General features: G+C 68.5%; 14 protein-coding genes. 10 read left to right on the top strand and 4 right to left on the bottom strand.

The window, feature by feature from the left end:
• Positions 1 to 3: 3 nt before the first annotated feature.
• The 3 genes from HHL11_RS01330 to hpaR are packed head-to-tail and all read right to left on the bottom strand — an operon-like array spanning position 4 to position 1,801.
• The gene (locus HHL11_RS01330) at positions 4 to 756 is read right to left on the bottom strand and encodes a fumarylacetoacetate hydrolase family protein (protein ID WP_169416584.1); all 753 of its coding nucleotides are present in this window, start codon (positions 754 to 756) and stop codon (positions 4 to 6) included.
• Positions 753 to 1,370, bottom strand: a complete 618-nt coding sequence (locus HHL11_RS01325; RefSeq protein ID WP_169416583.1) for a fumarylacetoacetate hydrolase family protein — start codon at positions 1,368 to 1,370, stop codon at positions 753 to 755. Before HHL11_RS01325 ends, HHL11_RS01330 begins: the two co-directional genes overlap by 4 nt.
• Entirely contained in the window at positions 1,367 to 1,801 is a 435-nt protein-coding gene (gene hpaR, locus HHL11_RS01320) for a homoprotocatechuate degradation operon regulator HpaR (protein WP_169416582.1), read from the bottom strand. The genes HHL11_RS01325 and hpaR overlap by 4 nt, the downstream gene beginning before the upstream one ends.
• A gap of 129 nt (positions 1,802 to 1,930) precedes the next feature.
• Here hpaR and HHL11_RS01315 point away from each other — a divergent pair, with 129 nt between their 5' ends.
• Genes HHL11_RS01315 through waaF form a run of 6 tightly spaced genes read left to right on the top strand, consistent with a single transcriptional unit; the run spans position 1,931 to position 6,379 of the window.
• Positions 1,931 to 2,368 (top strand): hypothetical protein, encoded by a 438-nt coding sequence (locus tag HHL11_RS01315; protein ID WP_169416581.1) that lies wholly within the window; start codon positions 1,931 to 1,933, stop codon positions 2,366 to 2,368.
• Positions 2,369 to 2,393: 25 nt separating this feature from the next.
• A complete protein-coding gene (gene radA / locus HHL11_RS01310) occupies positions 2,394 to 3,773 on the top strand; it encodes a DNA repair protein RadA (protein ID WP_169416580.1) in 1,380 nt (459 codons plus the stop codon).
• A 13-nt stretch (positions 3,774 to 3,786) separates the two neighbouring features.
• Positions 3,787 to 4,209, top strand: coding sequence for a glycerate kinase (locus HHL11_RS01305; protein ID WP_169416579.1), 423 nt, complete (start codon positions 3,787 to 3,789; stop codon positions 4,207 to 4,209).
• Positions 4,210 to 4,249: 40 nt separating this feature from the next.
• Positions 4,250 to 5,188: a branched-chain amino acid transaminase gene (locus HHL11_RS01300; RefSeq protein WP_169416578.1), complete on the top strand. Its 939-nt coding sequence runs from the start codon at positions 4,250 to 4,252 to the stop codon at positions 5,186 to 5,188.
• Positions 5,189 to 5,190: 2 nt separating this feature from the next.
• On the top strand, positions 5,191 to 5,409 hold the full coding sequence (locus HHL11_RS01295) for a zinc-finger domain-containing protein (RefSeq protein WP_169416577.1): 219 nt from the start codon (positions 5,191 to 5,193) through the stop codon (positions 5,407 to 5,409).
• Positions 5,399 to 6,379: a lipopolysaccharide heptosyltransferase II gene (gene waaF / locus HHL11_RS01290; RefSeq protein WP_342593156.1), complete on the top strand. Its 981-nt coding sequence runs from the start codon at positions 5,399 to 5,401 to the stop codon at positions 6,377 to 6,379. Before HHL11_RS01295 ends, waaF begins: the two co-directional genes overlap by 11 nt.
• A gap of 36 nt (positions 6,380 to 6,415) precedes the next feature.
• Here the strand turns inward: waaF and prpR are convergent, their stop codons facing one another.
• Positions 6,416 to 8,311 carry a propionate catabolism operon regulatory protein PrpR gene (gene prpR / locus HHL11_RS01285; RefSeq protein ID WP_169416576.1) on the bottom strand — a complete coding sequence of 632 codons (1,896 nt, stop codon included), beginning with the start codon at positions 8,309 to 8,311 and terminating at the stop codon, positions 6,416 to 6,418.
• A 122-nt stretch (positions 8,312 to 8,433) separates the two neighbouring features.
• Between prpR and HHL11_RS01280 the strand changes: the two genes are divergently transcribed.
• The 4 genes from HHL11_RS01280 (at position 8,434) to HHL11_RS01265 (ending at position 12,242) form a co-directional block, all read left to right on the top strand.
• A complete protein-coding gene (locus tag HHL11_RS01280; RefSeq protein ID WP_169416575.1) occupies positions 8,434 to 9,645 on the top strand; it encodes a CaiB/BaiF CoA transferase family protein in 1,212 nt (403 codons plus the stop codon).
• A gap of 26 nt (positions 9,646 to 9,671) precedes the next feature.
• On the top strand, positions 9,672 to 10,637 hold the full coding sequence (locus HHL11_RS01275; RefSeq protein WP_205964191.1) for a TAXI family TRAP transporter solute-binding subunit: 966 nt from the start codon (positions 9,672 to 9,674) through the stop codon (positions 10,635 to 10,637).
• Between the two features lie 14 nt (positions 10,638 to 10,651).
• Positions 10,652 to 11,632: a Bug family tripartite tricarboxylate transporter substrate binding protein gene (locus HHL11_RS01270; RefSeq protein WP_169416574.1), complete on the top strand. Its 981-nt coding sequence runs from the start codon at positions 10,652 to 10,654 to the stop codon at positions 11,630 to 11,632.
• Positions 11,633 to 11,717: 85 nt separating this feature from the next.
• Entirely contained in the window at positions 11,718 to 12,242 is a 525-nt protein-coding gene (locus HHL11_RS01265) for a GNAT family N-acetyltransferase (RefSeq protein WP_169416573.1), read from the top strand.
• The last annotated feature ends 284 nt before the right edge of the window (positions 12,243 to 12,526 follow it).

Raw genomic sequence — 12,526 nt, 5'->3', positions numbered from 1 at the left:
TGTTCAGGAGATGGTGTTCATGAGGGCGCCGATGCCCTCGATTTCGGTGACGACCACGTCGCCGGCCTGGCAGTCGACCACGCCATCGGGCGTGCCCGTCAGGATCAGGTCGCCGGGGTTCAGCGTCATGAAGCTGGAGAAGTACTCGACGAGGAAGGGCACGTCGAAGATCATGTCCTTCGTGTGGCCGCTCTGCGTGACCTGGCCGTTGACGGTGGTCTTCAGCGCCAGGTTCATCGGGTTGGGGATGTCCCTGGCGTCGACCAGCCACGGGCCCAGCGGCGTGGCGCCGTCGCGGTTCTTCACGCGCAGGTTGGGGCGGTACCAGTTTTCCAGGTAGTCGCGGATCGCGTAGTCGTTGGCCGCCGTGTAGCCGGCGATGAAGTCGTAGGCGTCGTCGCGCTTGACCTTCTTCGCGGCACGCCCGATCACCACCGCGAGCTCGCACTCGTAGTGCATGAAGGTCGCGTCGGCGGGGCGCTGGGTGAACTGGCGGTGGCCATTGAGCGCGCGCTCGCCCTTCAGGAAAACCAGCGGCTCCTTGGGCGGCGCCTTGAAGGCGAGTTCCTTGGCGTGGTCGGCGTAGTTGAGGCCAAGGGCCAGGATGGTCCGTGGCTTTTCCAGCGGCTTCAGGGGCGGCAGCCAGGTGACGGCGTCGGGCGACACCAGCTGGCCGTCGTCCAGCAGCAGGCGCCAGCCGTCCTTCTCGGTGGCGGCGTGCACCACTCCCTGGTAGACAACGCGGGCGTGCTTCATGCGGCCTCCGCGACGAGCGTGTTGGTGAGGGTGCCCAGGGCGGGCATGGAGATGTCGATGCGGTCGCCGGCCTTCGCGCGCGGGCGGCCCACGTCGACGCCCAGCATCAGCATGTCGCCGGGGCCCAGGGTCATGAACTCGCTGACGTCGGCCAGCAATTGGTCGGCGGAGCGCACCAGCTGCGAGAAGCGCACGGTCTGGCACAGTGAGCCGTTGATGCGCACTTCCAGCTTGAAGACGGCAGGGTCGCCGGCCTCGTTGCGCGAGCGCATGCGTTCGCCGATGGCGAGGAAGCCATCGAGGCAGTTGAACTTGACCGGCGGGCGGTAGAAGCTGTCCTGTGGCAGCGACAGGTCGTTCATCAGTACGTAGCCGGCGATCTCGCGCGCGGATTTCATCACCATCGCCACCGTGGCGCCGATCTCCACTTCGCCGGGAACGGCGATGGTGGCGTTGTTCTCGCTCCAGGTGTTGGCGGGTTTCACGTACAGCACGGGCGCCTTGGGCGGCGCGTTGTACGGTGCGGCATTCATCTTCGCGCCCAGTGCATCCAGCTCGCCCTTGAAATTCATCAGGGTGCCGTACACCGTGCCGCGCGCCATCTCAGGAATCATGGCTCGTGCTCCAATGCGATCAGTTGATCCAGCAGCTCGTAGAGCTGCGCCAGTTTCTGCTTGCCCAGCGACTGTTCCAGCCACTGGTAGTGCATCTCGATCGTGGTGGACAGGCGGTCCACCATCTTGCGGCCCTTGGCCGTCGCCTCCACCACGGTGCGGCGCTGGTCGGCCGGGTCGCGCTCGCGCTGGATGAGGCCGTCGCGCTCCATCCGCGCCAGCACGCCCGTGAGGCTGGGGCCCAGGATGTAGGCCTCGCGGGCCACGCGGCCCGTCTCTACCATCCCGTGTTCGCCCAGCACCCGCAGCACGCGCCACTGCTGGTCCGACAGCCCGTGCTCGCGCAGGCTGGGCCGCGTGTGCACCATGACTGCTTCGCGCGCCTGCAGCAGCAGGCGGGGCAGGTTGCGGTGCTGGAAAGTGGTGCTCATCTTGGCGGCCGAGTTATTTAACATGTTAAATGTTCGGCGGCGGCTCCACAAGCGGGTCAGCCCGGGGTTCAGGGATTTACCCAGCCGCGCCGCGCGGCAGCTGGGGCAGACTCCGGCCCGGAGGTGCCCATGATCCTGGTGAAGACGGCAGCTGGCCAGCAGGTCCTGAAGGACCGCTCGGTGCCGCTGACGCCCGTGCAGCGCGCGGCATTCATCCTGTTTGACGGCAAGCGCGACCTGAAGGACGTGCTCAAGAGCACGGCGGCGATGGGCGTCACGCAGGCCGACGTGGACCAGCTGCTGGCGCTGGGCCTGCTGGCCGGTCCGCCCGAGCCGGCGCAGCAAGAGGCGGTTCCGGACTCCGGCCGCACGCCGCAGGAGCGCTTTGCCGAGGCCTACCCGATCGCGTCCAGGCTCAGCGCGGGGCTGGGCCTGCGCGGCTTCCGGCTGAACCTGGCGGTGGAAGCCGCCACTTCTTACGAGCAGTTGCTGGGAGTGTCCGAGAAGATCCGGGAAGCCGTGGGCGAGAAGGATTTCGCGCCGCTGGAGCAGGCCTTGAAGGGGTAGGCTGGGCGACCTCTACACTTCGGCCATGGCGAAGGACAAGACGGTTTACAGCTGCTCCGAGTGCGGCGGCAGCACCCCCAAGTGGCAGGGCAAGTGCCCGCACTGCAACGCGTGGAACACGCTCATCGAAGGGGTCGCCGAAGCGGCAGGCGGCGGCAATCGCAACCGGTTTGCTTCGCTGGCACCGGCCTCCGAAGTGGCCGTGCTGGCCGACATCGAAGCGGCCGAAGTGGCGCGCACGCCCACCGGCATCGGCGAACTGGATCGCGTGCTCGGTGGCGGCATCGTCGAAGGCGGCGTGGTGCTGATTGGCGGCGACCCCGGCATCGGCAAATCCACCCTGCTGCTGCAGGCGCTGGACGGCCTGCAGCGCCAGGACGTGCCCACGCTTTACGTGACCGGCGAGGAAAGCGGCGCGCAGGTGGCGCTGCGCTCGCGGCGGCTGGGCCTGGACCACTCGCAGGTGAAGGTGCTGGCCGAGATCCAGCTGGAAAAGATCCTGGCGACCGTGCAGGCGCAGCGGCCGACGGTGGCCGTGATCGACTCGATCCAGACCGTCTATTCCGACCAGCTCACCTCCGCGCCCGGCTCGGTGGCGCAGGTGCGCGAATGCGCGGCGCACCTGACGCGCGCGGCCAAGGCGGGCGGCACCACCATCGTGCTGGTGGGCCACGTGACCAAGGAAGGCGCGCTGGCCGGCCCACGCGTGCTGGAACACATGGTCGACACCGTGCTTTATTTCGAGGGCGACACGCATTCCAGCTTCCGGCTGGTGCGCGCCATCAAGAACCGCTTCGGCGCCGTCAACGAGATCGGCGTGTTCGCCATGACGGAAAAGGGCCTGAAGGGCGTGGCCAACCCCAGCGCCATCTTCCTGTCGCAGCACACCGAGCCGGTGCCGGGCAGCTGCGTGCTGGTGACCCTGGAAGGCACGCGGCCGATGCTGGTGGAGATCCAGGCGCTCGTGGACAGTGGCGGCCCCAGCCCGCGCCGGCTCTCGGTGGGCCTGGACCGCGACCGCCTCGCCATGCTGCTGGCGGTGCTGCACCGGCATGCGGGCGTGGCCTGCATGGACCAGGACGTGTTCGTCAACGCCGTGGGCGGCGTGCGCATCAGCGAACCGGCGGCGGACCTGGCGGTGATGCTGGCCATTACCTCGTCGCTGCGCGGCCGGGCGCTGCCCAAGGGCTTCATCGCCTTCGGCGAAGTGGGCCTGGCCGGCGAAGTGCGGCCGGCGCCGCGCGGCCAGGAGCGCCTGCGCGAAGCGGCCAAGCTGGGCTTTTCCGTGGCCATCGTCCCGAAGGCCAATGCGCCCAAGGGCAACGTGCGCGACCTGGAGGGGCTCACCATCCACCCGGTCGAGCGGATCGAGGAGGCCCTGGAGGTCGTCCGCGGCCTGCAGTGACAATAGCGGGCTTATGAACCTGCAAAAGATCTTCGGACCCGTCATCGCCGTGGTCCTCGTCGTGGTGGCCTGGCAAGGCTATGGCTGGAAGGGCGTGGCCTTCGTCGCCACCGGCATCGTCATGTGGATGCTGATGCACTTCACCCGCATGATGAAGGTGCTGCAGCGCGCTTCGAACCGCCCGGTCGGCTACTGCGACAGCGCGGTGATGCTCAACGCCAAGCTGAAGCCTGGCGTCAACCTGCTGCACGTGATGGCCATGACCCGCTCCCTGGGTGAACTGCTCAGCGAGAAAGACAAGCAGCCGGAAATCTTCCGCTGGAAGGACAACTCCGAGTCCAGCGTCACCTGCGAATTCGCCAGCGGCAAGCTGGTGAAATGGGAGCTGTACCGGCCGGAAGCCCCCGCGGAGGCCGCTCCCCCGACCGCGCCGTAAAATCAAGGGTTTCCGCGAACACCTCCCAAAGGACACTCTCATGAGCCCGGTAGTACCTTCGATGGCCGACCGTGACGGCAAGATCTGGATGGACGGCGAGCTGGTCGACTGGCGCGACGCCAAAGTCCACGTGCTCACCCACACGCTGCACTATGGCTGCGGCGCGTTCGAGGGCGTCCGTGCCTACAACACGGTCAATGGCACCGCCATCTTCCGGCTGCAGGAACACACCGACCGCCTGTTCAACAGCGCCAAGATCCTGCGCATGCAGATGCCCTTCTCCAAGGAGCAGGTGAACGAAGCGCAGAAGGCGGTGGTGCGGGCCAACAAGCTCGAGTCCTGCTACATCCGCCCGCTGGTCTGGATCGGCTCGCAGAAGCTGGGCGTCAGCCCCAAGGGCAACCAGATCCACTGCATGATCGCCGCCTGGGCCTGGGGCGCGTACCTGGGCGAGGAAGGCATGCAGCGCGGCATCCGCGTCAAGACCTCCAGCTACACCCGCCACCACGTCAACATCACGATGACGCAGGCCAAGGCGGTCAGCAACTACAGCAACTCGATCCTGGCGAACATGGAAGCGCTGGACGACGGCTACGACGAGGCACTGCTGCTGGATAGCTCCGGCTTCGTGTCCGAAGGCGCCGGCGAGAACGTGTTCGTGGTCAAGGACGGCGTCATCTACACGCCCGACCTGTCGGCCGGCGCGCTGAACGGCATCACCCGCAACACGGTGTTCCACATCGCCCGCGACCTGGGCATCGAAGTCGTGCAGAAGCGCATCACCCGGGACGAGATCTACATCGCCGACGAGTGCTTCTTCACCGGCACCGCAGCCGAAGTCACGCCGATCCGCGAACTGGATCGCGTGGAGATCGGCATCGGCCGCCGCGGCCCGATCACCGAGAAGCTGCAGACGGCCTTCTTCGACATCGTGAACGGCCGCAATCCCAAGTACGCCCACTGGCTGACCAAGGTCTGAGCATGACGGTAGCGAACAAGGAAACCGTCGTCGAATTGACGGCCAAGGACCTCAACGGCAACGGCGGCGTGTTCTGCCCGAGCCCCATCGCCGGCATGAAGCTGTGGAACGGCCACCCGCGCGTCTTCCTGGACATCGCGTCCAGCGGCGCGGCGAAGTGCCCGTACTGCGGCACCGTGTACAAGCTCAAGGAAGGCGAGCACTTCGGCGGTGGCCACTAACTCCCTCGTCATCGCTCCGCAATGGATCGGTGACGCGGTGATGACCGAGCCGCTGCTGCGCCGCCTCCACGCGCGCGGCGAGCGGCTGACCGTGGGGGCGTTGCCCTGGGTAGCGCCGGTCTACCGCGCGATGCCGCAGGTGGACGCGGTCCTCGAATTCCCCTTTGCCCACGGCGGCCTGCAATTGAAGGCGCGCCGCTCGCTGGGCAAGGAACTGGCCGGCCGTTTCGACACGGCCTACGTGCTGCCCAATTCGCTGAAAAGCGCGCTGCTGCCCTTGCTGGCCGGCGTGCCGCGCCGCGTCGGCTATCTCGGCGAGGCGCGCGTCGGGCTGCTCACGCATCGCCTGAAGAACCCCAAGGACAAGCCGCCGATGGTGGCGTTCTACTCCGCGCTGAGCGGCGAGACGGGGCTGGAGCAAGACCGGCCGCAGCTGGCGTTGCCAGCGGGCGAGGTCGACGACGTGCTGGCGAAGCACGGCCTCGTGCGCGGCGGCTATGTCGTGATGGCGCCGGGCGCGGAATTCGGGCCGGCCAAGCGCTGGCCGCATTTCGGTGTGCTGGCGAAGCTGCTGGATCGTCCCGTGCTGCTTCTCGGCTCGGGCAAGGAGGCGGATCTCTGCGAAGCGATCCGCGACCAGGCGCCGGTGGTGTGCCGCAACCTGGCGGGCCAGACTTCGCTGATGGAAGCCTTTGCGCTGATCGCCGGTGCGGGGCAGGTGGTGAGCAACGATTCGGGGCTGATGCACGTGGCGGCTGCTTTCGGCGTGCCGCAGGTGGCTTTGTATGGGTCGTCCAGCCCCTTGCATACGCCGCCCTTGAACGAGCGGGCGCAGGTCGTGTGGCTGAAGCAGGACCCGGGTTACCAGCCGCCGCTGGATTGCGCGCCATGTTTCCAGCGGGAGTGTCCGCTGGGGCATTTCCGGTGTCTCAATGACGTGAGCGCGGAGCGGGTTCGCGGGCTTCTGTAGTCGCTGGGGTCGCTCGCTTCGAGGCGCGAAGCCAGCCTACGATACAGCCGGGCCACTCTTCAACCGCCGCCACAAGGTCGCGCGGCTGATCCCCAACTGCTCTGCGGCGCGGCCGCGATGCCCGCCGCAGGCGGCGAGCACTTCCGCGGCTGAAGGGCCGGCGGAGACGGGTGTCGCGCCCAGCTCCGGGCAATCGAACCCCAGCACCTCCAGCGGCACCTGCGTCACGCGCTCGTACTGCGCGAAGAACACCGCGATGCGGTCGCACACGTTCTCGAGTTCGCGCACGTTGCCCGGCCAGGCATAGGCGGCCAGCATCGGCCGCACGCGCGCCAGCACCTCGCGCGCATCGAGCGGGCTTTGCAGCTGCGCCAGCCGGCGGTGCAGCGCGCCCAGCGCCAGCAGCTCGATGTCGCCCTCGCGTTCGCGCAGGGAGGGCAGGGCGAGCTGCAGCAGGTTGAGGCGGTAGAACAGGTCGGCGCGGAAGCTGCGCTGCGCGATCATGCTGCGCAGCGGCTGGTGGGTGGCCGCGATGATGCGCACGTCCACCGGGATCGGCGTGGTGCTGCCCAGGCGCGTCACCTCGCGCTCCTGCAGCACCCGCAGCAGCCGCGTCTGCAGCGGCAGCGGCATGTCGCCGATCTCGTCGAGGAACACGGTGCCGGTGTGCGCCGCCTCGAACAAGCCCGGCTTGCCGCCACGGCGCGAACCGGTGAAGGCGCCTTCTTCGTAGCCGAACAGCTCGCTTTCCAGCAGCGCCTCGGGCAGGGCGGAGCAGTTCAGCGCCACGAAGGGCCGGCTGGCGCGCACGCTGGCGCCGTGGATCGCCTGGGCAAACAGCTCCTTGCCGGTGCCGCTCTCGCCGGTGACCAGCACGCTGAGGTCGGTGCCGGCGAAGCGGCGCGCCGCCTGCACGGCACGCTGGAAGGCCGGGCTCGCGCCTTGCAGGTCGGCGAAGGAATAGCGCACGCCGCCCTGGCGGCGCCGGCGGCGCTGCGTGCGCAGGCTGGTGTCCGCCTCCTCGATGGCACGGCCGTCGTAGAGGGCGAGCACCGCGCCCGTCACCTGGCCGGATTGCCGCAGCGGCGTGCGCGACGCGATCCAGTCGCGGCCGCCGAACTGCAGCACGAGGCCGCGCTCCTCCTCGCCGCGCTGCAAGGTTTCCAGCAGCGACAGGTCGGGCGCGACATCGCGCAGGTCGCGCCCCTGCACGGCGGCCAGCGGCGCGCCCAGCAGCTTCTGCATGGTGGCGTTGATCGCGGTGATGCGATGCGCGGCATCGGTGGCCAGTACCGCTTCCTGCAGGTTGTGCAGCAGCGCGTGCACCTGTTGATGGCGGCTGGCCTCCAGCCGCGCCAGGCGGCCCATCTCGATCGCATCCTCGATGCCTTGCCGCACCGACGCCGCCGAATAGGCCAGGATGCCGTGCAGGCCTTCCTGCTCCGCCATCTCCACCACGATGCTGGAGCCCACGATCACCTGCCGGCCCTCGGCGGCGAAGGCGCGGAAGCAGGCGCGCGCCTCGTCGGCCGTGCGATAGGCGCGCTGGGCGACGTCGATGTTCAGCAGCTGCTTGACGCGATCGAGCTCCGCGATGATGCCGCCGAAGGTGACCACGCCGACCCGCTCGCCGTGCTGGCGCGCCCGCAGCAGCGCCAGCAGGATGTCGTAGCCGTTCACCTGGATGGTCGCCACCGGCGCGCTCAGCGCCTCGCGCAGCAGCGCCGCGTTGGAGCCGGCGCTGACGAAGGCGTCCACCGTGCCAGCCTGCTCACGCGCCCGCGCGGCCGACACGGCCGGCTGGAAGCTGGCCTCCACCACCTCGATCTCCGCGCGGCCGGCGAATTCGTCGAAGACCGAGCTCGCCAGTTCGCTCAGGTGGCGGTAGCTGAGGAAGCACAAGCGGACCGGGGCGTCGTCGGAATGTTTCATGGGTGTTGCGCCGACTGTTTCATGAGAGCGCATCCTGCAACATCCGGATTGACCCGGCCCAATGAAATCAAGGACTTGGGCGCGGTCCACCGTGCGGCACGCTCCTTGCGCCCGTGTCACGCATGGCAGCACTGGCAGGCATCACCGTCCTCGACCTCACCCACATGCTCTCCGGCCCTTACGGGGCCATGCTGCTGGCCGACCTGGGCGCGCGCACCATCAAGGTGGAGCCGCCCGGCCGCGGCGAGGGCACGCGCGAGCTGCTGCGCGGCGACCCGCAGTACGCGCGCGAAGGCATGGGGGCCTATTTCCTCACGCTGAACCGCAACAAGGAAAGCGTTGCCATCGACCTGAAGAACCCGCAGGGCCGCGCCGTGTTCCTGGACCTGGTGCGGCAGGCCGACGTGGTGTTCGACAACTTCGCCGTGGGCGTGACTTCACGCCTCGGCATCGACCATGCGGCGCTGGCGGAAGTGAACCCGCGCATCGTCACCTGCTCCGTCACCGGCTTCGGCGAGACCGGCCCGGGCGCTGACCGCCCCGCCTTCGACCAGGTGGTGCAGGCCATGGGCGGCGGCATGTCCATCACCGGCCAGGCGGACGGCCCGCCCACGCGCGCCGGCATCCCGATCGGCGATCTCGGCGGCGGCCTGTTCGGCGCCATCGGCGTGCTCGCCGCGCTGCAGGAGCGCGAGCGCACCGGCCGCGGCCGGCACGTCGACATCTCGATGCTGGACGCGCAGGTCTCGCTGCTGAATTACATGGCCACCATGCACCTGATGTCGGGCGTGGTGCCGCAGCGCATCGGCAACGGCCACTTCGTGCACGTGCCGTACAACACTTTCCGCACGGCCGATGGCTGGATCATCATCGCCTGCCTGGGCGACGCCTTCTTCGAGCGCCTGCTCACCGTGCTGCAGCACCCGGGCCTGCGCGACCCGGCCTTCCTGCAGCAACCGGGGCGCCATGCCGCCAAAGCCCGCATCGAGGCGATGGTCGAAGAGGAGCTGGCGAGCGCCGGCACGCAGGAATGGCTGCGCCGCCTGGGCGAAGCCCGCGTGCCCTGCGGGCCGGTCAACGATTTCGCGCAGGCCCTGGCGGATCCGCAGGTGCTGGCGCGCGGCATGGTCGTGGACGTGCCGCTGAAAAGCGGCGAGCAGCTGCGCATGCCGGGCAACCCGGTGAAGCTGCGCGACGCCGCCGGCCGCGAAGAGCCCACCCACTACACCAGCCCGCCCGCCCTGGGCGAGCACACGGCCGATGTGCTGGGCAGCCTGCTTGGCTACGAAGCACAACGCATCGCCGCGCTGCGCGCCGGCGGTGCCATCGCCTGAACCGATCACAACGAGGAGACGAGACCATGGCATTGCATCAGGACCCGCGGCTGCAGCTCACGATGGTGGGCGATTGGGGGACGGCCAACTTCCACACCATCTGGGGCTGGGTGTCGGCCCACCTGCGCTGGCGCTCGGCGCCGCTGTCCAAGTTCAACATCCGCATCGGCAGCGCCTACCGCGACAACGTGGAACTGGTGGGCACGGGCGAGGCGGACCTCTCCGTCACTACGCCCATCCACGCCGGCGTGCGCTGGGCGCGCGAAGGCAAGCACTTCTACGCCGGCCGCGCCTTTCCCAACCTGCGCACCCTGGGCCACCTGCCGCAGGACGACCGGCTGACCCTGGCCGTGCGTGCCGACACCGGCATCCGCTCCTTCGCCGACATCCGCGAGAAGAAGCCGGTGCTGCACATCTCCATGCCGCCGCGCGACGGCGATTGCCTGTGCAGCTACGTCATCGACCTGATCTTCCGCGCGCACGGCATCGAGCCGATGGACATCGTCAAGTGGGGCGGCAGCTACTTCGAGCACGAGAACCCGCGCGCCTGCATCAAGCGGGCGCAATCCGGTGAATGCAACGCCGTCTTCAACGAGGCCATCATGGTCTCCAACTGGAGCGAGCTGGTCGCGCAGTACCCGATGAACTTCATCCCCATCGAGCCGGAGGCGATGCGCATCCTGGTCGATGAATACGGCCTGCGCCCGGCGGCGGTGGAGAAGGGGCGGCTGCGCAACGAGCAGGACGTGCCCTGCCTCGACTGGTCCAACTGGGGCATCCTGTGCCGCGACGACATGCCGGAAGACGTGGCCTACCGCGTGACCGCGGTGCTGGTGGAGGAGCGCGCCGAGTTCGAGGCGCGCTTCCGGCACATCCCGGTGCACCAGAGCCCGCTGACCTATCCGATCGACCCCAAGCGCATGCCGCATGGCGTGGAGGCACCGCTGCATCCCGGCGCCGAGCGCTACTACCGCGAGCACGGATACCTGTGAGCGAAGGAGCCATGATGGAGAACAAACTTCCTCTCGTGCGTCGCCGCAGCATGCTGGCCGCCGGCGCAGCCGCCGCCCTCGCGCCCTTCGCCCACGCGCAGACCTATCCCTCGCGCGTGGTGACCATCGTCGTGCCCTTCGGTCCCGGCAATGCTTACGACCAGATGGTGCGCTACCTCGCCGACAAGATGCGGGAGGCCACCGGCCAGGCCTTCATCGTCGACCCGAAGCAAGGCGCGCTGGGCGGCGTCGCCGCGTCGTACGTGGCGCGCGCGCAGCCCGACGGCTACACGCTGCTGTTCGGCGCCAACTCCACGCACGCGGCCAACGTGCACCTGTTCCGCAAGCTGCCCTACGACCCGGTGGCAGACTTCGCGCCGATCACGACGCTGGCGACCATTCCGCAGGTGCTGGTGGTCTCGCCCACGCTGAAGGTGAACAACCTGCAGGAGCTGATCGCGCTGGCGAAGGCGCAGCCGGGCAAGCTCAATTACGGCAGTTCCAGCGCCACGGGCCGGGTGGCCTCGGAGGCTTTCCGCCAGCAGGCCGGCATCGACGCCGTGCACGTGCCTTACAAGACCTCGTCGCAGGCGATCACCGACCTCGTCGGCGGGCAGCTGCACTTCCTGATCACCGATGCGGCGCTCGGTGTCGCCCAGTCGCAGGGCGGCAAGGTCAAGGCGCTGGCGGTGACGTCTGCGCGCCGCGTGCCGGCGGTGCCGGACCTGCCGACCATCGCGGAAGCCGGGTTGCCCGGCTACGAGTTCGTTGCCTGGCTGGCGCTGTTCGCGCCGGCGCGCACGCCGCAGCCGGTGATCCAGCGGCTGGCGGACCTGGCCAACGGCATCGTGCGCAGCCCCGGCATGGAGGAATACCTGGCGAAGATGTATGCGCTGCCTTTCCCTGGCGATGCGGAATCATTGAAGCAGCTGATCGCACGCGACACCGCGCGCTGGGGCAGCCTGATCCGGGCGGCTGGCATCGAACCGGAGTGATGCATGGGCGCATGCGCGCCTTGCATTGGCGTGCGGCACGCCGTGGGCGCTACATTGGACTGCCCATCCTCTTGAGGAGTCCGGCATGCCGCAGCCCGAGATCACCATCCGCAGCATGGAGCCCGAGGACGCGCTCGCGGTCTCCGCGCTCCTGGGCAGCGTCGGCGCTTTCGAAGGCACGCTGCAGATGCCGGACATCCCCGTCGCTTCGCGCGTGGAGACGCTGCAGCGCAATGAGCCGGGCTCCTGCCGGCTGGTGGCGCTCGCCGGCGGCGAGATCGTCGGCATGGCGGGACTGCACGTCCTGCAGCCCACGCTGCGTCGTTCGCACGTGCGGCTGCTGGGCATTGCGATCGCGGCGCCCTGGCAGGGCCGCGGCATCGGCCAGCAGTTGATCGAGCGGCTGCTGGCCTGGGCGGACAACTGGGCCCATGTGCTGCGCGTCGAACTGACCGTGCACGTCGACAACGAGCGCGCGATCGCGCTGTACCGCCGCCTGGGCTTCGTCGAGGAAGGCCGGCATCGCGGCTATGCGCTGAAGCACGGGCGTTACGTCGACGCGCTGACGATGGCGCGGCTGCATCCCGCGCCGCCGCGCATCGAGAGTTAATGGCCCTGGACGGCCCATTGGCGTAGCATGCGCGCAACTGGACCGTAACCGAGTGCAGCAAAAAAAACAGCCACCTTGCGGTGGCTGTATCAAGTCCTTGGAAGGACGTCGTTGGGAGACTTGAATCCGGTTGTCCTGAACGATGCGTGACAGTCTCAGCACTCTAGCCTTCAACCCCGGCTTTTTCGATCGCTCTTTTGGCGGAGGTTGAGGCCCGTATCGTTGGGGCAGGGAATTGATGATCCTAAAACAGCCCGCGCTTGGCGAGCGGCGTTGATCTTTAT

The organism is Ramlibacter agri (assembly GCF_012927085.1).
Lineage (GTDB): Bacteria > Pseudomonadota > Gammaproteobacteria > Burkholderiales > Burkholderiaceae_C > Ramlibacter > Ramlibacter agri.
This window is presented reverse-complemented; position numbering and strand designations above follow the sequence as displayed.